We start from the raw sequence: 21,459 nt of genomic DNA, 5'->3' as shown, positions 1-21,459 counted from the left end.
TGTGGCAAGAATGCAGCAAACAACAAGAGGAGCGGGTCCGGGGGGAAGGGTGTCAGGACCTGTTGAAAAAACAAAGGACCCTAAAGGAACTTTGCTAAGAATTTGGTTGTATATGAAAAAACAAAAAAAGAGTTTAGTTGCTTCAGTTATTCTTGTTATTTTATCTTCAAGCTTAAGTCTTCTAGGTCCATATTTTATTGGGGTGATTATTGACCATTACATCCTTCCAAAAGATGTAACTGGTACCATACGCATGATATGGTTGCTTGTTGGGATTTATGTCGGTACATCCATTCTTACCTGGCTTCAAAGCTATATTATGGTGGATATTTCATTAAATACGATTAAAGTATTACGCGAGGATTTATTTGCAAAATTACAAACTTTGTCATTACGTTTTTTTGACCAGCATAAACATGGTGAGCTAATGAGTAGATTTACAAATGACCTTGAGCAATTAAATCAAGCCCTTAGTCAAAGTGTGGTTCAGTTTGTATCCTCACTACTAACAATTATCGGTGTTACCATCGCTATGTTTTCCTTGAATTGGGTATTGGCGATCGTGTCTTTTTTGATCATTCCGGTTATGCTTTATGTCACGAAGAAAATTGTAAGTATTAGTCGGAAAAACTTTTCGCAAAGACAGAAAGATGTTGGTGAGTTAAATGGCTTTGTCGAAGAAACGATAAGTGGTGGAGAGGTTATCGCTTTATTTGGTAAGGAAGAAGATACTTTCGGACAATTCCATGAGGTAAATGAACGTTTGCGCCAATCTGCGATTAAAGCCGATATGTTTTCTGGAACACTCGGTCCATTTAATAACTTTTTAAGTAATATGGGGCTTGCGATCGTGATTGCTGTCGGTGCTTTAATGGCTCTTAATGGGCATACAACAATTGGAATTATCGCGTCCTTTGTTACGTATTCCAGGCAGTTTACAAGGCCGATTAATCAGTTATCAACATTGCTCAATTCAATACAAGCAGCATTAGCCGGAGCAGAGCGGGTTTTTGAAACAATGGATGAAGTCCCTGATTTAGTAGACAAAAGAGATGCGCTTCAAGTTAGTTCATTGAAGGGTGAGGTACAATTTCGACATGTTGATTTTCAATATGAACAAAACAAGCCTATTTTAAAAAATATACATTTTTCAGCAAAACCAGGGGAAATGATTGCTATAATTGGTCCAACCGGTTCTGGTAAAACAACGATTATTAACTTGTTAATGAGGTTTTATGATGTCCGATCAGGTGAACTTTTACTGGACGGAAGAAATATAAAGGATTATAAACTACGAGATTTACGGAAAAGAATTGGTATTGTCCTTCAAGATCCTTATTTATTTTCAGGAACGATTATGGAAAATATCCGCTACGGCCGCCTTGATGCAACAGATGAAGAAGTGATTGAAGCAGCAAAAACAGCCTCTGCACATGGATTTATTAAGCATTTGCCTAACCAATATCAAACAACCATTTCTTCTGGTGGTCAAAATATAAGTCAAGGTCAAAAACAGCTTCTATCCATTGCTAGAGCCATATTAGCAAATCCTGATTTGTTAATTTTAGATGAAGCAACATCAAATATAGATACAAAAACCGAAATTGATATTCAAAGAGGAATTCGCAACTTAATAAAAGGTAAAACCAGCTTTGTAATTGCTCATCGTTTAAAAACAATTGAGCTAGCTAATCAAATTATAGTTATACAAGATGGTGAGATTATAGAAAGTGGGAACCATCATGAATTATTAAATCAGCGCGGTTTTTACTATGAGCTATATTCAAAACAAATGGCTATTTAATGAAAGGATGAATGAAATGTTTGTAAATACTGCAACGTTTGAAATTGAAAAAGCGTATGAAGAAAGATTAGTAATGAAAAGAGAAAAAGACAAAGATAAATTGGCTGGAGCAAAAGGTCTGATTTCATTTGAATGCTGGAAAAGAGAAAACACAGAAACTGTAGAATTTGTCTATGTCTCAAAGTGGGAATCTCAAGCAGATTTCAAAGCATGGATTTCAAGAGAGGATCATGTAAACGAGCATAAGGAAATGAATAAAAAAAGAAAAGAAAATCCGCAACTTGAACAAGTAAAAATGAAAAAAACACTCAGAGCATATGAGCTTTATGATTCTTCGGAGGAATAATATAATACATGGGTTTTGTTTTATTTCTTAATAAATAACAAAAAGCACAAATCTTATAATGATAGATTTGTGCTTTTTGTACTTCTGGAAAACTAAATAATTTAAAACGATTTATCCTGTAATGTAATAGGCAATGGCATAGAGCGGGATTTCATTTCTTCAAGTAATATTTGCATAAAGTCCTCTGATACATTTAATTTAAGCGCATCTATGTAGGCTTTATAAAGTGTCAAATTAGAGATTAGTTTTAGGGTAGTTTGATAGGGCATAGTTCAAATAACTCCTTGTAAAGTATCTAACATAAAGATTATTTTAACCAAAACTCATGAAAAAGATAAGGCTTTCGACGATCAATCCTACAATTAGACAAAAAAAGTAAAAAAACTAGTGAAAACTAGTAAAAAAGTAAGGAAAACAATTAGTGGAGTTAGGGTAAAAGAGTTGATTTTTATTTTATTAATGATGTTAAGCAGATTAAAGTTGAATGGTATTTTTTACTGTGGATATAAGCAGTTAACAGCTAAGAGAAAGCGTTAATATCATCGATTTCATTAACTTCAAGAGAAAAAACAGATTTAGAATCGACATTATAAAATAAAAGTTGTGACTGATCTTGTGATAATTGGATAATTCGGCCGGAGAAGGTTACTCTTCCAACTTTTCTTTTCGTAAAAACGACACGAAGAAGTGTATTATTTTGACGCCACACTTCTACTTGGGCAAAGAATTCTTCCATAGTGAACCCCTTTCTTATGATATGCAATAGTAGAGTATCTTAAGATATGTAGTAGCTATCATTTTACTTGTTGTAGTTGATATTTGCTAAGGGTAATTTTTTCCAAAGTAAGATCGAAAAAGTCAATTTATTAGATGTAGTGAGGATATTTGAGGTGCTTAAAAGTACAATGCCTTGTAGAAAAGTTTATTTTACTATCAGATAGAATAAGGAAAACGAAGGTTTTTTCGCCATTAAGACTTGGTGATAAGCCGATTTTTTCTCATTTAAAATCCCACCCTTCACTATTGTTGAAAGGTGGGAATCATTTTATGCCTTTTGTTCCTTTGAATAATATAGTCTAAAGATAATATCTTGGTTATAGTTTCCAAATCCTGAACCGAAAAGGGTAACTCCTCCGACATGCTCTGCATCTTTTTCAACTGCGATTTTGAATGTCCATTGTTTATCACGAATTCCCACATCATGAATTGTCACATCTGAGATTTTATTACCATCCATATAAGTCCCGTTAGAAGTAATGCGGAGGTATTTTAATAATCCGTATTGGTTAATGATACTCGGCCACCAGGAAGGAGTATATTTTCCTTTATTATCTCCAAAGTCTCCGGGACTTGTCCAGATACCTAAAAATACATTATTCAAATAAAATGAAATGTCTGATGGCCAATTGTTATTTGTGTCAGGTGCTTCAGATGATAATTCCATAGAAATTTCAAGTTCTTCGGGACGGTTGCTTGATAACAGAAAGTTAGGGATTTTATATTCAACATAGCCTTGGCCGAACCATAGAATATTCGCATTTACCCGTTCATGATCAAGAAAATAACGTGGCTCATCAAACTCTCCTATTATTTTCTCCCGTGTTGCTAAACCACATGTTGGTTCAATTTGAAAGTCAGTATAATGACCTACTGAAACATCAGTTTGATGAAATTCTTTAATTTGACTAAGTGCTGCCGGAAAATTTATTTCAATTTGATCAACATCAAGTACGCACAATTTTTGTAATCCGGCCTTCCCTGGAACCATGTCAGTTCTAATTATTCCTGCTTTTTCTAACTTTTTAACATGCATGGTCATAATTGCACTGCTTAGTTCGGCGGCCTCTGCTAATTCTTTAATGTTCATAGGGCGTAGTGATAGTAATTGAATAATTTTTAAACGTACTGTGCTTGCTAAAGCTTCATATATAGGTAAATATTCATCTGTTGTATCTATTTTCATGAAATTAGTCCTCCATCATTTCGTGCAGTTTACATATAATATACACGTTTGTTAATTAGTATACAAGTATGTTAACCTTTCAATTTTTATTTTATGCTTATATTATTAATCTACTGTTTTATAAGAGAAAAACATAACAAAGAAGCCATTTTGTTTATTTTTAATTTAATAATAAATTTATTAATGATTAGTGATAACATGGTAAGATTGCAATAAATCAATAAATAACTAACAAAGAATTCAACAATGCTTAGTTTAATAGTTAAATTAAGGATAAAATTTATTTTTTCAAAAATAGTTGACAGTTATATAGTTAATAAATATACTAATCATTAATAACATTAATATTAACGAAAACAATGAAATGTTAATGTTTATATTATTAATCGAATTAGCAATCAAGATAAAAAGGAGATGTAAAGATTAGAACTTACATTTAGGAGTTAACTAATTGTGTTTGTCAGGATGGAATTTTTGGCTATGATTGAAAGCGCTTAATAAAAATTGAGGGGGATTAACATGTTTGTTAAGAAATTGATTTCTTTAGGAATTGCTATGATGCTATTTGGTAGTTTAATAGGCTGTTCAGCATTTACAGGTTCTGAAAATGGTGGCGATTCAGCAACACAATCCGGAAAAAATGAAGATGGCACAACAACAATTGGGATTTCAACTTGGGGATCTCCGGATGAATTGAAAGTATTTAAAGAATTAGTAAGTAATTTCGAAGAAGATAACCCGGATATTAAGGTTAAAGTTACACATATTCCAGATGATTATGCAGGAAAGATGAATACAATGCTTGCTGGTGGAACAGCACCTGATGTTGTTTTTGCTAGTGACGGTGACTTTGGTAGATGGGTATCTGCAGACTTATTTTTAAATATGCAGGAATTGATCGATAACAGTGACATTAACACTGATGATATGTGGGAATCAGCATTAGTTCGATATAAATACAATGGAAAAACATTAGGAGAGGGTGACTTATACGCTTTACCTAAGGATATTGGACCTTCTGTTTTATATTACAATAAAGAACTTTTCGATAAAGCGGGTATTCCTTATCCATCACCTGAGAAACCAATGAGCTGGGAGGAATATATAGAAATTGCGAAAAAATTAACAATTGATGAAAATGGTGACGGCAAGCCTGAGCAATATGGTATGGGGCCACTATGGTGGGAAGGATTTGTTTGGTCAAATGGTGGTAATGTTTTAAGTGAAGATCGAAAAGAATTTGTGTTAAACAGTCCGGAAGCAGTTGAAGCGATGCAATTTGTTGCAGATATGTCAAATAAGCACAATGTCGCTCCTGATTCCCGTGCTTTGGAAGCGATGTCAGCAGATCAAATGTTTGAATCAGGTAAAGTGGCAATGGTCTTCAATGGTCGCTGGATGGTACCAACATATCGTAAATTGAACTTCGATTGGAATGTTGCTCCTTTCCCAGCTGGAAAAACCGGTGAATCATCTGGTTGGTCAGGTTCAGTAGGATACGCCATTAATAAGAAAACAAAATTTGTAGATGAGTCCTTTAGATTAGTAGAATATTTAGCTGGTGAAGAAGGACAAACCATTCAAACAGAATTAGGATTTGCTATTCCAACTTATAAATCATTATCAAATACAGATGTATTCTTACAGCCTGGTCAAAAACCTAAAAATCCTGAAGTGTTTATTCAAGCTGCAGAAAATCAGCGCCCGGGTCCATGGTCAATGACGACAAATAACAAATGGCTTGATACAGTCAATCAAAAGCTTGCTGACCTTTGGAATGGAAAAAAATCAGCTGAAGAACTATTAAATGAAATTAAGCCTGAGGTAGATAAGCATTTAAAAGAGGGTAATCCAGCAATTTTTGAGTAACACACTGCGTATAGAGGGGAAATGAATTTGTACATTCCCCTCTAGGTTTGAAATATCTGTGATAGAAAGGGTGATAACATGATAACGCAGACAGCAACAAAGACGAAGAAAGCTGAGATAAACGTGAAGAAGAAAAGAAGATTCAAATCAGAATATATGTGGGGATACTTGTTTGTTGCCCCGCCTTTAATTGGATTTCTCTGCTTTGCTTTTATCCCAATGTTATTTTCCGTTTACGTCAGTTTTACAAAGTTTGATTTATATACACCAGCTCAATTCAATGGTTTAGAAAACTACAAGAGATTATTTTTTGAAGATGATTTGTTTTGGAAGACAGTTTTTAATACATTTTATGCTGCATTAGGAATTCCTTTTGGTATGGTGATTGCTTTGTTTATTGCCATAGCTTTAAACCAGAAAGTAAAGGGACTATCTTTGTTTCGAACAGCCTTTTTTCTACCAACAGTGTGCTCCATCGTTGCAATATCTTTGCTGTGGAAATGGATTTTTAACTCGGATTTCGGATTATTAAATGTCCTGCTTGGTTATATCGGCATTACAGGGCCGCCTTGGCTGAGTGATGAAAATTGGGCGATGCCTGCAATGATTATTCAAGGTGTTTGGGGCGGATTGGGAATCAATATGATTTTATATTTAGCAGCACTTCAGTCTGTACCAAAAAATCTTTACGAAGCAGCAGATATCGATGGAGCTAACATTTGGCAAAAGTTAAGGTTTGTCACGATTCCATCTATATCACCGACAACATTCTTTATTCTGATTACCTCTATCATTGGAGCTCTTCAGGATTTCCAACGATTTATGATCATGACTGAAGGTGGTCCGAATTATTCCACAACGACTGTTGTTTACTACTTATTCCTAAATGCATTCCGTTACATGGAAATGGGCTATGCATCAGCAATGGCTTGGGTATTAGGAATTATTATCTTAATCATTACATTAATTAATTTTAAACTAAGTAAACGTTGGGTTCATTATTAATAAGGAAGTGAAGAATATGTCTGCGACAAGTGTTGCTTGGAATAAAAACGTAAAGAACATACGACTCATTCAAAAGATCGCTGCATATGTGTTTTTAATTATTGGTGGTTTTATTATGGCTATACCATTTTTCTGGATGTTATCAACGTCCCTAAAGCCGGAAGGGGCAGTTTTTACAATGCCTCCTCAATGGATTCCTGAAAAGTTTGTTTGGGAGAATTATTGGACAGTTTTAACTGAAGCAAATTTGTTAAGAGGTTTTATGAATACGTTTGCGGTCATTATCCCGCCTACTGTAATCGGGGTGTTTACAAGCTCATTAGCAGCATTTGGGTTTTCGAAATTAAAGTTTCCAGGAAGGGATAAGTTATTTCTCGTTCTTTTAGCGACAATTATGCTGCCAGGTGTTGTTACGATGGTACCGACTTTTATCATTTTTAGAGATTTAGGTTGGCTGGACACGTGGATGCCATTAATTATACCGGGAATGTTTGGTACGGCAATGGCAATCTTTTTTCTAAGACAGTTTTTTATGACCATTCCTGATGAATTAATAGAGGCTGCGAAAATCGATGGTTTAGGTTATTTTGGAATTTTTATCAGAATCATTTTACCGTTGGCAAAGCCGGCAATTGTCACACAAGCTATTTTATGGTTTTTGGCTGGATATAATGATTTCCTTGGACCATTAATTTACATTAATACGCCTGAAAAGTTTACACTTCAATTGGTATTGGCATCCTTTAATGGTTATTATACATCAGAATGGACACTCATTATGGCCGGGTCCGTATTAGCGCTAATCCCAACAATTCTTATGTTCTTCTTTGCTCAAAAGCAATTTATAGAAGGGATTACAATGACTGGAATTAAAGGATAAATAGTTTTCCGGAAAAGGAGAGTTTATTATGTCAAATAAGTATCAAAATCCAATTATTGATCAGCGTGCAGACCCTTGGGTATATAAGCATGTTGATGGCTATTATTACTTTACTGCATCTGTCCCTGAATATGATCGTATTGAAGTTCGCAGAGCAACCACTATTCAAGGTTTAGGAGAGGCAGAGCCTGTTGTGGCTTGGAGAAAATATGATCGTGGTCCGATGAGTGCGAATATTTGGGCACCTGAAATTCATTATATCGATGGAGCTTGGTACATTTATTTTGCCGCAGCTAGAACAGCTGAAACAAATGAAGGATTATTTGATCATCGTATGTATGTGCTTGAAAATAAGTCGGCAAATCCTTTAGAAGGAACATGGGAAGAAAAAGGCCAGATTAAAACAAAATGGGAAACATTTGCTCTTGATGCAACAACCTTTGAGCATAAAGGCGTGCGTTATCTTATTTGGCCTCAGAAAGATCCGGGCATTAAAGGTAATTCTAATTTATATATCGCAAAGATGGAAAATCCTTGGACAATTACAGGTGAACAAGTGATGATTACAACTCCTGAATATGATTGGGAAAAAATAGGATTCCTCGTTAATGAAGGTCCTGCTGTATTAAAGCGAAATGGAAAAATTATTGTTTCCTTTTCAGCTAGTGCGACAAATCATCATTATTGTATGGGGTTATTGTATGCCTCTGCGGATGCAGACTTACTGAATCCGGCTTCATGGACTAAATTAACTGAACCTGTTTTCCAAACAAATGAGCAAACAGGTCAATATGGCCCTGGGCATAATAGTTTTACGGTTTCAGAGGATGGAAATGAAGATGTAATGGTGTATCATGCAAGAAATTATAAAGAGATTGAAGGTGATCCATTATACGATCCAAATCGTCATACACGTGCACAGGTGTTTACTTGGAGAGAAGATGGACTACCTGTATTCGGAAACCCTGTTCCGGATCGTGAAGTTAGTAAAAAATAAATAGACTAATAGTGTAGGAGTGATTGAAATGGGTAATTCAATTATTATCAATGCAGATATTGAAAAGGGAAAAATAAATAAAAATATTTACGGGCACTTCGCAGAACATCTTGGGCGTTGTATTTATGAAGGAATTTGGGTGGGAGAAGATTCTGCTATTCCTAACACAAAAGGAATTCGGAATGATGTTCTTCAAGCGCTAAAAAATTTAAATATTCCAGTACTACGCTGGCCGGGTGGCTGTTTTGCTGATGAGTATCATTGGAAAGATGGTGTTGGTCCGCGAGAAAACAGAAAAAGAATGGTTAATACCCACTGGGGTGGAGTTGTAGAAAACAACCATTTCGGTACACATGAATTTATGCTTCTTTGTGAGTTACTGGAGTGTGAGCCATATATTTGCGGGAATGTTGGAAGCGGAACAGTTCAGGAAATGTCAGAATGGGTTGAATATATGACATTTGATGGAGAATCTCCAATGGCTAACTGGAGAAGTGAAAATGGCCGAGAAGAACCATGGAAATTAACTTATTTCGGAGTAGGTAATGAAAACTGGGGCTGTGGTGGAAATATGCGTCCCGAATATTATGCAGATCTTTATCGCCAATTCCAGACCTATGTAAGAAACTATGGAGATAATAAAATTTACAAAATTGCCGGAGGAGCAAATGTAGACGACTATAACTGGACAGAAGTGTTAATGCGTACTGCAGGTCGTTTTATGGATGGGTTAAGCCTTCATTACTATACAATTCCAGGTGACTTTTGGTTAGGGAAAGGCTCTGCAACAGACTTTACTGAAGATGAATGGTTCACTACGATGAAAAAGGCTCTACATATGGATGAGCTTGTAACAAAACATGGTACGATCATGGATAAATATGATCCGGAAAAACGAGTGGGCATGATTGTAGATGAATGGGGCACATGGTTTGATGTAGAGCCTGGTACAAATCCGGGGTTTTTATATCAACAAAATACGATTCGTGATGCGCTTGTAGCGAGTATTACCCTAAATATTTTTAACAACCATTGTGATCGTGTCCAAATGGCTAACATTGCCCAAACAGTAAACGTTCTTCAAGCAATGGTCTTAACAGAAGGAGAAAATATGATTTTAACTCCGACTTATCATGTTTTTGATATGTATAAGGTTCATCAAGATGCTGCTTGTCTAACGGTTGAAGCTGCAACATCAACATTTAAGGGGAAGGAAGAAGAAATCCCTTCTGTTCATCTATCAGCTTCAAAAAATACGAAAGGTGAAGTGAATATTACATTATGTAATGTAAGCAATCAGGACTCAGCACCTGTAACAATTGAATTAAGAGGTTTACTAGATAAAAATGTGACACAGGTTAGAGGGAAAATTTTAACATCTGAAAATATGAATGACAGAAATACATTTGAAGATCCAAATGCTGTAGAACCTGCTGTATTTGAAGGATTAAATGTAAATGAGAATGAACTGTCATTTGAAATACCGCCTATGTCAGTTCTTTTAATAACAGCATCATGATAGAAATAGAATCAAAAAGAAACTGTAAAGGCTGTTTCCAGGTTGAACATAGATCAAAACCACAAATTTCTAAGCTAGTTCAAGAGCAACTAGAGCTTGAAATCAATTTAGTGAATGATTCGCTGTATCAAAAGAGAATGGACATCTGTTTAAGCTGTCCTTCTCTTTCAAGTGAAACAACATGTTTACATTGCGGGTGTTATGTGGAATTTCGAACAAAACTATCATATAAACAATGTCCACATCCAAATGGACCAAAATGGTAACAACTTTAGAAGATCACTACTTATGAATGTTAATGAAGATTTAACGTAGTGATCTTCTATTTTTTTTGAAGTTAAAAGATAGGAGAGGGATGTATGGTGAAAAAATGGCTAGTTTTACTAGTGTTTGTGATTATGATTCCAACCTTAGTGATCGCCATGGAGGCAGATACAACCAAGGAGAAAAAAATGATGAATCAAAAGGTGAATACAGCAGATAAACCTAAATTTACAAATGCATCTGTTCATGATCCTTCTATTATAAAAGTACAAAATGATTACTATGTGTTCGGGTCTCATTTAGCAGCAGCAAAATCCAAAGACTTGATGAATTGGGAACTTGTAGCTTCTGGTGCAAATGTGACAAATCCATTGTTTGAGGATGTAGTAAAGGAATTAAAGGATACATTTGATTGGGCACAAACAGATACACTTTGGGCAGCGGATGTTATTCAGCTTGAGGATGGAAAGTTTTATATGTATTACAATGCATGTAAAGGAGATTCACCAAGATCTGCTTTAGGTATTGCGGTTGCTGATAATATTGAAGGACCGTATAAGGACAAAGGAATTTTCTTAAAATCAGGAATGTGGGGAGAACCGAGTGAAGACGGAACAATCTATGATGCTACTAAGCATCCTAATGTTGTAGACCCTGATACATTTTTTGATGAAAAGGGGAAGCTTTGGATGTTGTACGGATCATACTCAGGTGGAATTTTTATTTTAGAAATGGATCCAAAAACAGGGTTCCCGTTACCGGATCAAGGTTATGGGAAGAAGCTGATAGGTGGAAATCATAGTAGAATTGAAGGGGCATACATTCAATATCACCCTGATACAAACTATTATTATATGTACCTATCTTTTGGAGGGCTGGACGCGACTGGTGGTTACAATGTAAGAGTCATTCGTTCAAAAAAACCGGATGGACCTTATTATGATGCCGAAGGAAATGAGATGATCAATGTAAAAGCAGATCCAACTGTACCATTATTTGATGATAAATCAATTGAACCCTATGCCGTTAAGTTAATGGGTAATCATTTGTTCGAACGAAAGATCGGGGATCCGGGAGAAGGGATTGGTGCTGGCTATGTCTCGCCAGGCCATAATTCAACTTACTATGATTCAAAAACAGGCAAGCAATTTATCATCTTCCATACACGTTTTCCAGAAAAAGGTGAACATCATGAAATTCGCGTTCACCAAATGTTTATGAATAAAAATGGCTGGCCTGTTATCGCACCGTATCGTTTTGCAGGGGAAACAATTGAAAAGATAAAAAGGGACAATGTTATCGGAACCTATCAAATGATTAACCATGAAAAAGATATATCAGCTGAAGTGAAAAAGCCGGTGTCTATAACACTTGAGAAAAACAACAAAATCAGCGGAAGTTTAAATGGAACTTGGAAGAAAACAGGGCATTACAATGCCGAGCTAAAAATAGGTGGAAAAGTGTATAGTGGTATATTTTTACGTCAGTGGGATGAAGTAGCACAAGATCATGTGATGACATTTAGTGTCCTTTCAAAAGAGGGTATAGCCCTTTGGGGAAGTAAAACGAAAGATAGAACAGATCAGGAAATCATAGAGGATGTAAAGGCAGATCTGAATTTGGGAGATACAAGCAATATAATGAGTAATGTAACTCTTCCAATTGAAGGAACAAGAGGAACGACTATTACATGGGTATCATCGAATCATGATGTAATGACAGATAAAGGAGTCATTACAAGACCAGAAGCTGGAAAAGACCCGGTAACCCTGACCTTGACGGCAACGATCGCAAAAGGTGATGTATCTACTCAAAAACAATTCACGATCACAATTTTGCCCCAAAAACCAAATGGTATTGTCGCACATTATAAATTTGAAGGGAATTTATCGGACAGTACACAAAAAGATAAAGAAGGAATCATAACTGGTGACAGAGTAGACAACAGTGGTGGCATTATCGATTATATTGAAACTGAGTTTGGAAGGTCAGTGAAGTTTAATGGGCAATCAGGAATTCGATTACCAGATGGTTTAATTGATAGTGATTCATATTCGGTTGCGCTATGGTTAAAACCCGATGCGCTAACTGAATATACAACCGCATTTTTTGGTGCAAGAGATTCGAATCATTGGATCAGCCTGGTACCCAAGGGGCATTCCGGGGTAAGTCATCATACGATGGTTTGGGCAGGAACAAATTGGTATGATGCCAATACAGGCCAGTCAATTCAACCAAATAAATGGGCACATCTTGCATTTACGGTGAAGCAAGGTACAATTACTGTTTATGTGAATGGAAAAGAAACATTTAAAGGGACTGATTTTCCACATGTGTTCACAACAACAAATGGAGTATTCAGTTTAGGAGTCAATTGGTGGGATACGCCATATAAAGGGCTTATGGATGAACTAAGAATTTACAGAGGTTCAATATCTGCAGATGAAATAGTTGAATTAGCAAAAACAAAATAGTTGGCAGGTATTAGGGAGAGAGGTTATGTTTATAGCCTCTTTTTTATAATCATTAGTAATATAGTTTAAATAAGGATATCCTACTACTAAAAATGAGGTGAATTTATGAAGGTAGATGGTGTCATTATTTCGGGTGATTTTGATGATGAAATGAATGAGTTTTCAATTCAAAAAGTAAAACAATTTTACACTGAATCCACGCTAAGACAAAGTCAACTGAACCTTCTTTATGATTATTTAGAGAAACATAAACACGAAGAAAGCGGACAGTTTATCACATTGTATGATCAGTTACCAGTACACTTAAGTCAAGATGAAATCTATCAATTATTAAATGATTTAAAGAAAGTTAAAGAGCTTTATCACTAAAAAAGAAATGTTTTGAATATAGGAATATTTAATATGAAAACACTCAAAAACCACATTATATTTTTTTGTGGTTTTTTTATTGAATATATTCTCCCAACCTTGTAAAATCCGATAGTATACTTTTTGATACTTAGTGAAAAGAAAGTGTGTACTTGTGATTCGTTTCAAGTTATCGAATAATGTGGGTAGTACGATTAAATTTACACGTATTTAAGAATTGCATAAATAAAAAACAAATTATACGAAAACAACTTTTTATAATTATGATAGAAAGAGGAATGTACATGAACATCAGAGTTTCCGCCGTTCAATACCACCTTCATACAATAAGATCGTTTGAAGAGTTTGCTAGTCAAGTTGAACATTATATTAAAACAGCAGAAGAATTCGGATCGGATTTTATATTGTTTCCAGAATTTTTTACAACCCAGTTATTATCAATTGGAGATGAGAACGGAAAAGCATTGCCTATAGAACGCCTTCCAGATTTTACAGATAGATACCGTGAACTATTTGTAGAGCATGCTATAAGAACAGGAATGCACATTATTGCAGGAACACATGTTATAGAAAAAGAAGGCAAACTGTATAATGTGGCCCATATGTTTTATCCTGACGGAAGAATTGCAGAGCAAGCGAAGCTTCATATTACTCCAACAGAAGTAGAGGAATGGAATATGAGTGCTGGTGACAGTCTGCAGGTTTTTGTAACGGATAAAGGTACAGTTGCAATGCTAACCTGCTATGATATTGAATTTCCTGAGATTGTGAGAATGGCTAAGGCAAAGGGTGCTGATGTGATCTTTTGTCCATCATGTACTGATGATCGTCACGGCTTTCACCGAGTTCGTTATACAAGTCATGCAAGAGCGATCGAGAATCAAGTGTATGTTGTCACAACTGGTACAGTTGGTTCCCTTCAAACAGTTGATTTTATGAGAGGGAACTTTGGGCAGGCTGCAGTTATTACTCCAAATGACGTACCGTTTCCACCAAAGGGAATCATGGTACAAGGGGAAATTAATCAAGATATGATTGTGACAGCGGACTTGAATCTTGAGCTTTTATATAAAGTGCGTCAAAGTGGTTCGGTGACAACATGGAGAGACAGACGAACAGATCTATATCCTGATTGGGAGCCTGAAAAACTAACGTATTAATAGGAGGTTTCTATGTATCGGAAAGAATTTTATGTGTTCGATCAAGACAAACCGATAAAAGCTGTCATTCGCAATTATAAAAAGGAAGATTTTCAAAAACTAATACAAATTCAACAAGAAAGTTTTCCACCCCCATTCCCTTCTGATTTATGGTGGAATAGAGATCAGCTGAAAAATCATGTCAATCTGTTTCCGGAGGGAGCTCTATGTATTGAAGTTGATGGAGAAATGGCAGGGTCTATGACCGGATTAATCGTACATTTTGACCCTGAGCATCCTACTCACACTTGGGAAGAGATAACAGATGGCGGCTATATAGGAAATCATGATCCCTACGGAAATACACTCTATGTTGTGGATATTTGTGTTAAGCCATCATATCGGAAATTTGGTCTTGGAAAATGGTTAATGCTTTCCATGTATGATGTTGTAATCCACTTAGGATTAGATCGACTTTTAGGTGGAGGGCGCATGCCGGGCTATCATAAAAAAGCAGAAAATATGTCAGCAGAGCAATATGTAGAAGCGGTCGTAAATGGGACATTAAAAGACCCTGTTCTAACGTTTTTACTTCGATGTAGTCGGACACCAATTGGAGTTGTTCCTCATTATTTGGATGATCAAGAATCGTGTCATTATGGAACGTTGATGGAATGGAAAAACCCTTTTCGAAATGAAAATCATAAGTAAGGAGAATGAAGAATGGATTATCATCGTATTACGAAGATTGAAGACCCTTTATTTACACAAATGCACCAGCTTATGCAGGAGATCTTTCCTCCTGAGGAAGTGTTGGAATTTGATCTTTGGAAAGAGCCGTTAGAGGATCCGGGTATACGCGTTTTTGTTGCTGTTCACGAAGGTAAAGTTGTTGGTGCTACAGAATATCGTTACTATGAAGATTTTAATGTCGCGATGACGGATTTCACGATTATCGGAAACCCGGGCTTAGGAATCGGACCATTTCTAGCTAACCACAGGGAACAAGACTTACATGAGCTTGCTGCTGCGAATGGCAAGAGCTTATCAGGAATGTTTGCTGAAATTTATGATCCATACCGAGTTGAGCACCATGAATTTGGTGGTGTAAAACCAATGGATCCATATGTTCGCAGAGAAGTATTGGCACATTTAGGTTATAAAAAAATCGATATCAATTATGTCCATCCATCATGGAATAACGATGGTGAAGCTGTTACTGGTCTAGATCTTTGTTTCCTCCCCATGGAAAACAATAAGTCGACGATACAAGCTGATTTAGTAGCTAAATTCTTAATCCGTTATTATGCGGTATTACCAAATAAGCCTGATTCCTGGATGAAAATGGTTGAAGGCATAGAATCGAAGGATCAATTAGCTTTAATGAATATGTAAAAGAAAAGAATTTCCCACTCTAGTAGTGGGATTTTTTGTTTTTAACTCTATTAATAATGGAAATGTCGTTCATATGAAGCGAATATCGGTTTTTTATACGTTTATGTCTGATATTTATATATCTAAAAATTCTGACAAATATTATCATTTAAATTTGTAAGGGTTTTCAAAATGATAGAAAGGAGGAAGGTTCTCATCAAGATGAAACATAAGGTGACTATTATCGAGAAGGAGAGGTAGTAAACTTATGAAAAGAAATGGTCAAAAAATATTTGCCGTTTTTTTAAGTGTTTTGTTATTTGCAGGAAGTCTTCCATTTTATTCGACAAATGTAAAAGCTGAGGAGAGTTTAATTACAAAAAAGTATGATTTTGGTACCTCTTCCAGTGCCTTAGAAGACGGATATGACCAAGTTTCACCCGACTCTGTTTATAGTGAGGAAACGGGATTTGGTTTTAAGGATTCTTCCAATGTTGAGGCTGCAGATCAAGGAACAGCTGATGCATTAAAATCTGATTTTATTGTGGCAAAAGAGACTAGTTTCCAGGTGGATTTACCAAATGGTGATTATTCGGTAACAGTAATTGCAGGGGATGCCAATGAATCTGCACATATCGGTGTCGTTGCTGAGACGATTCAAAAGATTCAAGATACGACAGTATCACCAGGACAATTTATTGAACGGACATTTTCGATAGCGTTGGTAGATGGACAATTAACGTTTGAGTTTACTGGAACAACTCCAAAGATTAATGGACTCATTATTACACAATTAGCAGAGCGGGTTCCGGGTGAGATACCAACAGTTTATCTTGCAGGTGATTCTACTGTCCAGACATATGATGAATATTGGAAACCGGAAGCAGGCTGGGGACAAATGATTCCTCGCTTTTTCAATGAATCAATAATATTTGATAACCATGCGATTGGTGGAAGAAGCTCTAAGTCTTTTATTTTTGAAGGACGATTAGATAATATTTTGACTGAAATACGTCCAGGAGATTTTTTCCTTATTCAATTTGGTCATAATGATGCAACAATCAGCAGGCCTGAGCGATATGCCTCTGTTCCAGATTATAAAAACTATTTAAAAACTTATATCAATGGTGCTAGACAACGTGGTGCTGAACCAATATTAGTGACACCTGTTGGACGACGGGATTTTAATGCTGAGACAGGCGTATTCAATGTTAGCTTTCCTGATTATGTTCAAGGAATGAAAGAAGTAGCAGAAGAACTAGATGTTGAATTAGTTGATTTAAGCACATTAAGTCGTGAATATTATGACACGATTGGTCCAGTTGGAACTAAAGCAGTTTTCCTTCATACGGAACCGGGAATATATACTGCTTTTCCAAATGGCTCTCAGGATGATACCCATTTTCAAGAATATGGAGCTATTCAGATAGCTCGTTTATTATCTAGCGGAATTAAAGAGTTAGATAGCTCATTGGCTTCTTACGTAACAGACGTTGAGCCACCGGCAAATGTACCTGACAAGCCCACAGGTATCACGGCAAGCAGTATTAGTAATGCTGGAGCTGTATTAACATGGAATGAAGTGGAGAATACCGATATTTACAAAATTTATCGTAAGCTTTCAACTTCACCTAATGAAGACTATACATTAGTAGGAACTTCTACTATTTCCAGAATAAGTTTAATGGGTATGGAAGAAGGAAAATCCTATGATGTAGTTGTAACTGCTGTTAATGCAAAGGGAGAATCTGAACAATCGGAAATTGTTGTCATTAAAACAAAAGAAGCGAATCTTAAGTTTGATTTTGGACCGGTAGGTAGCCCTGTTGCAGAGGGGTATACAAATGTTGATTTAAATACTGTTTATACAAAAGAAAAAGGTTATGGAATAAAAGATAATACAGGAATGATTACTCGTGACCGTGGTGACGGTGATACACCTTTAAGAGATGTAACACGTGATTGGCTTGGTTATTTTAATGTAGGGTGGGAATTTCAAGTAGATGTACCAAATGGGTTATATGCTGTAAAAGTTCATGTTGCTGATTTTCTTGGGAGTGCGAGAACGGATGTATCCATTGAAGGGAAGGATTTAGGACCTGTAAACGCTTCTAACCGTAATTATACATCTAAGGTCTTTTCAGATGTGTCTGTTAAGGATGGACAAATGAATGTGAATTTTAAAGGATCAACAGGTATTGCAAATGGTCTTGAGCTCACACCTATTTTACTTGCTCCTTCAGAACTAAAGGCTGACAAGGTGAATTCTGATCCGGAAAACTCTTCTGTACAGCTTTCATGGAAAGCGGTAGAGGATGCAGTGAAATATAATATTTACCGTAAAGTTGCAGGTACAAGTCATAGTGAGTTAATTGGTACTGCAAATACAAATTCTTATACAGATACAAACGTTGATGTTGGAATGGAGTACGAATACACAGCAACTACGGTTGATCGTTCAAATGTTGAAACAGTTCCGTCTATGCCGTTAACGGTTTCAATGATTGATTCGTCTGTTCCAGTACCTTCTGCACCTGAAAATTTGAAACTTGGAGAAGTAAACAAAAACGACGTTTCATTTAGCTGGGACAAAACAGATGGTGCAAAAACATACAATGTGTACAGATCAAAAAAGAAAGATGGAGAATACCAGTATATAGGTAAAACAAATAAGTTAAATTACAAAGATGAAACGGTATTAACAACGATTAAGTACTATTATAAAGTTGCGGCTGTAAGTGCAGGCGGCATTTCTGAGCTTTCAACTAGCCTTGAAACTCCGGCTGTAACAGTATTAAAAAAGCAAATGGAAACACTTGATCGCGGTCTAGTGGCGATGAAGACAGAAGATGGTGTTTATATAGGGTGGAGATTTTTAGGAACAGATTCTAAAAATGTTTCATTTAATCTTTACCGTAATAGTGAAAAAATCAATTCTAGTCCAATTACTTCAAGCACCAATTATGTGGATTCTAAAGGAAAAGTAGACGATGTGTATGAGGTAAGAGCTGTTATTGATGGCAAAGAAAAGAAACAAAAAGATCAGACATCAGTTATTGCCGAAAACTTTTTTGATATCCCGCTCCAAAAGCCGAAAGATGGGGTTACACCATTAGGAGATCCTTACACATATTCTGCAAATGATGCAAGTGTTGGAGATTTAGATGGAGATGGAGAATATGAAATTATTCTTAAATGGGACCCGTCAAATTCTAAGGATAACTCACAAGCCGGCTATACAGGAAATGTCTATATTGATGCATACAAGTTAGACGGAACAAGATTGTGGAGAATTGATTTAGGTGAAAATATTCGTGCAGGTGCTCATTATACCCAATTTATCGTTTATGATTTTGATGGAGATGGTAAATCGGAAATAGCAATGAAAACAGCAGATGGCACAAAGGATGGTAAAGGAACAATCATAGGAAAAGAAGATGCAGATCACAGAAACTCGTCAGGATATGTGTTACAAGGTTCTGAGTATTTAACGATCTTCGAAGGAGAATCAGGCAAGGAACTTGTGACAACAGATTATACGCCTCCTAGAGGTGATGTTTCTTCATGGGGAGATGGATACGGCAACCGTGTGGACCGCTTTCTGGCCGGTGTTGCGTACCTTGATGGAGAAACGCCTAGTTTCATTATGGCACGCGGATATTATACAAGAACAGTTGTTTCTGCTTATAGCTTTAAAGAAGGTAAGTTAACAAAGCAATGGACCTTTGATACTAACAACGAAGGCTATAGCGACTGGGCTGGTCAAGGATATCATAGCCTTAGTGTAGCGGATGTGGATCATGATGGAAAAGATGAAATTGTTTATGGTCAGATCACAATTGATGATGATGGATCAGGACTCTATAATACCGGTCTAGGACATGGTGATGCATTACATGTAGGAGATCTAAATCCTAATCGGGATGGTCTGGAAATCTTTTCCGTTCAAGAACATAAAGATGAGGAATTTGGATATGATCTTAGAGATGCAGAAACGGGAGAAGTTATCTGGGGAGTCAAAACCGGTGAAGATACAGGTAGAGGTATGACTGCTGATATCGATCCGACCCACGAAGGTGCAGAAGCCTGGGCGATTTCAGGTGAATGGAATAGTAAAGTTGGGGGATTACACTCTGCAACAGGAGAAAAAATAGCTGATACGATTCCTTCTTCAAATTTCGGTATATGGTGGGATGGAGATTTATTAAGAGAATTGTTGGATCATAATTGGGATGCCAACAAGGGTGTTGGAACAGGGACGATTGAAAAATGGGATTATAAGAGTAAAACACTAAAAGATCTTTTAGTTGCTGATGGAACTTACTCTAATAATTCAACAAAAGGCAGTCCTTCATTACAAGCAGATATACTTGGAGACTGGAGAGAGGAAGCTGTATGGAGAACAGAGGATAGCAGTGCGCTACGTGTCTTTATGACTACTAATGAAACAGAACATAAAATTTATACACTGATGAACGACCCGCAATACCGAACAGCTATTGCATGGCAAAATGTTGGTTATAACCAGCCGCCGCATCCTAGTTTCTTTATAGGAGAAGGAATGGAAGAACCTCCTGCTCCAAATATATATCTTGTTTCAGCACAAAAGCCTGATGAAACAGCACCTGAGACATCTTTTAACATTGATGGTGAGGCTCAAAATGGATGGTATAGAGAAACGGTGAAATTAGGCTTCACTTCTATTGACAATGAATCGGAAATTGAAGGGACTTACTTTTCAATTAATAACGGGGATATAAAGTCCGGAACATCTATCGAACTGAAAAACGAAGGAAAGTATAGTATACATTACTGGAGTGAAGATACTGCAGGTAATGTGGAAGAAAAGCAAGAATTAAAAGTGAATATTGACAAATCAGGTCCAGATATACTTTTTAATCTAGAAGATAAAACAGAAATTGGGATTGATGAGATCATTTCACTTTCATGTCAAGCTGATGATTCTTTATCAGGCTTAGACTCAACAACATGTGAGAACTTAACTAAACATGCATACGAATTAGGTGTTGGTCCAACAGAGTTCACAGCAGAAGCAATTGATAAAGCCGGAAATAAGAGTGAAAAAACAATTACAGTACAGATCTTTGTAGATTATGATCATCTGGCAAACTTAACAAAGAAGTTTTTAGCTGAAAAAGGTCAGGAAAAAGCAGCAACATCATTTGTAAAGAAACTTGAATCAGCTAAAAAGTCACAGGAAAAAGGTCAAACGAAAGCAAGAGATGGCCAACTTGGAGCATATATTAATCAAGTAAAGGCTCAAAAAAATAAATCTTTTTCTGATGAGCAAGCAGATATCCTTATCAGTTTAGTTGAAGAGCTAAAGAAATAGTTAATAAAAACTCGTTTCCGTGACGGAAACGAGTTTTTATTTTCCTGTTAATGTAAAAAATATCATGGTTTTGACATACTAACAAGGTACCTAATTCTTTTAT

General features: G+C 36.2%; 17 protein-coding genes. 14 read left to right on the top strand and 3 right to left on the bottom strand.

The window, feature by feature from the left end; genetic code table 11:
• The first annotated feature begins 10 nt into the window (after positions 1-10).
• A complete protein-coding gene (locus tag BK577_RS20820) occupies positions 11-1,804 on the top strand; it encodes an ABC transporter ATP-binding protein (RefSeq protein WP_078435340.1) in 1,794 nt (597 codons plus the stop codon).
• A 16-nt stretch (positions 1,805-1,820) separates the two neighbouring features.
• Positions 1,821-2,150, top strand: coding sequence for an antibiotic biosynthesis monooxygenase family protein (locus BK577_RS20815; RefSeq protein ID WP_078434718.1), 330 nt, complete (start codon positions 1,821-1,823; stop codon positions 2,148-2,150).
• A 101-nt stretch (positions 2,151-2,251) separates the two neighbouring features.
• On the opposite strand, the gene sda is transcribed toward BK577_RS20815, so the two are convergent.
• The 3 genes from sda to BK577_RS20800 form a co-directional block, all read right to left on the bottom strand.
• Positions 2,252-2,419 carry a sporulation histidine kinase inhibitor Sda gene (sda, locus tag BK577_RS20810; RefSeq protein WP_078434717.1) on the bottom strand — a complete coding sequence of 56 codons (168 nt, stop codon included), beginning with the start codon at positions 2,417-2,419 and terminating at the stop codon, positions 2,252-2,254.
• A 251-nt stretch (positions 2,420-2,670) separates the two neighbouring features.
• Positions 2,671-2,886, bottom strand: a complete 216-nt coding sequence (locus BK577_RS20805; RefSeq protein ID WP_078434716.1) for a hypothetical protein — start codon at positions 2,884-2,886, stop codon at positions 2,671-2,673.
• A gap of 309 nt (positions 2,887-3,195) precedes the next feature.
• The gene (locus tag BK577_RS20800) at positions 3,196-4,113 is read right to left on the bottom strand and encodes an ArsR/SmtB family transcription factor (RefSeq protein WP_026561741.1); all 918 of its coding nucleotides are present in this window, start codon (positions 4,111-4,113) and stop codon (positions 3,196-3,198) included.
• A 519-nt stretch (positions 4,114-4,632) separates the two neighbouring features.
• Here BK577_RS20800 and BK577_RS20795 point away from each other — a divergent pair.
• The 12 genes from BK577_RS20795 (at position 4,633) to BK577_RS26675 (ending at position 21,356) form a co-directional block, all read left to right on the top strand.
• Complete coding sequence (locus tag BK577_RS20795; RefSeq protein ID WP_078434715.1) at positions 4,633-5,982, top strand: ABC transporter substrate-binding protein; 1,350 nt, start codon at positions 4,633-4,635, stop codon at positions 5,980-5,982.
• Positions 5,983-6,060: 78 nt separating this feature from the next.
• Positions 6,061-6,987, top strand: a complete 927-nt coding sequence (locus BK577_RS20790) for a carbohydrate ABC transporter permease (protein ID WP_078434714.1) — start codon at positions 6,061-6,063, stop codon at positions 6,985-6,987.
• Between the two features lie 16 nt (positions 6,988-7,003).
• Positions 7,004-7,867, top strand: coding sequence for a carbohydrate ABC transporter permease (locus BK577_RS20785; RefSeq protein ID WP_078434713.1), 864 nt, complete (start codon positions 7,004-7,006; stop codon positions 7,865-7,867).
• Between the two features lie 28 nt (positions 7,868-7,895).
• A complete protein-coding gene (locus BK577_RS20780; RefSeq protein ID WP_078434712.1) occupies positions 7,896-8,864 on the top strand; it encodes a glycoside hydrolase family 43 protein in 969 nt (322 codons plus the stop codon).
• A 28-nt stretch (positions 8,865-8,892) separates the two neighbouring features.
• Positions 8,893-10,383, top strand: a complete 1,491-nt coding sequence (locus BK577_RS20775; RefSeq protein WP_078434711.1) for an alpha-N-arabinofuranosidase — start codon at positions 8,893-8,895, stop codon at positions 10,381-10,383.
• On the top strand, positions 10,380-10,649 hold the full coding sequence (locus BK577_RS26830) for a DUF6171 family protein (protein WP_425435963.1): 270 nt from the start codon (positions 10,380-10,382) through the stop codon (positions 10,647-10,649). Before BK577_RS20775 ends, BK577_RS26830 begins: the two co-directional genes overlap by 4 nt.
• A gap of 93 nt (positions 10,650-10,742) precedes the next feature.
• On the top strand, positions 10,743-13,121 hold the full coding sequence (abnB, locus tag BK577_RS26680; RefSeq protein ID WP_078434710.1) for an arabinan endo-1,5-alpha-L-arabinosidase AbnB: 2,379 nt from the start codon (positions 10,743-10,745) through the stop codon (positions 13,119-13,121).
• A gap of 105 nt (positions 13,122-13,226) precedes the next feature.
• A complete protein-coding gene (locus BK577_RS20765) occupies positions 13,227-13,490 on the top strand; it encodes a hypothetical protein (RefSeq protein WP_078434709.1) in 264 nt (87 codons plus the stop codon).
• 284 nt (positions 13,491-13,774) lie between these two features.
• Entirely contained in the window at positions 13,775-14,650 is an 876-nt protein-coding gene (locus BK577_RS20760) for a carbon-nitrogen hydrolase family protein (RefSeq protein ID WP_078434708.1), read from the top strand.
• A gap of 12 nt (positions 14,651-14,662) precedes the next feature.
• Positions 14,663-15,340 (top strand): GNAT family N-acetyltransferase, encoded by a 678-nt coding sequence (locus tag BK577_RS20755; protein ID WP_078434707.1) that lies wholly within the window; start codon positions 14,663-14,665, stop codon positions 15,338-15,340.
• A 12-nt stretch (positions 15,341-15,352) separates the two neighbouring features.
• The gene (locus BK577_RS20750; RefSeq protein ID WP_078434706.1) at positions 15,353-16,024 is read left to right on the top strand and encodes a GNAT family acetyltransferase; all 672 of its coding nucleotides are present in this window, start codon (positions 15,353-15,355) and stop codon (positions 16,022-16,024) included.
• 247 nt (positions 16,025-16,271) lie between these two features.
• On the top strand, positions 16,272-21,356 hold the full coding sequence (locus BK577_RS26675) for a rhamnogalacturonan lyase family protein (protein WP_078434705.1): 5,085 nt from the start codon (positions 16,272-16,274) through the stop codon (positions 21,354-21,356).
• The last annotated feature ends 103 nt before the right edge of the window (positions 21,357-21,459 follow it).

Source organism: Metabacillus halosaccharovorans, assembly GCF_002019635.1.
Taxonomy (GTDB): Bacteria; Bacillota; Bacilli; order Bacillales; family Bacillaceae; genus Metabacillus; species Metabacillus halosaccharovorans.
The sequence above is the reverse complement of the archived record's forward strand: the minus strand, read 5'-3'. Positions and strand labels throughout refer to the sequence as shown.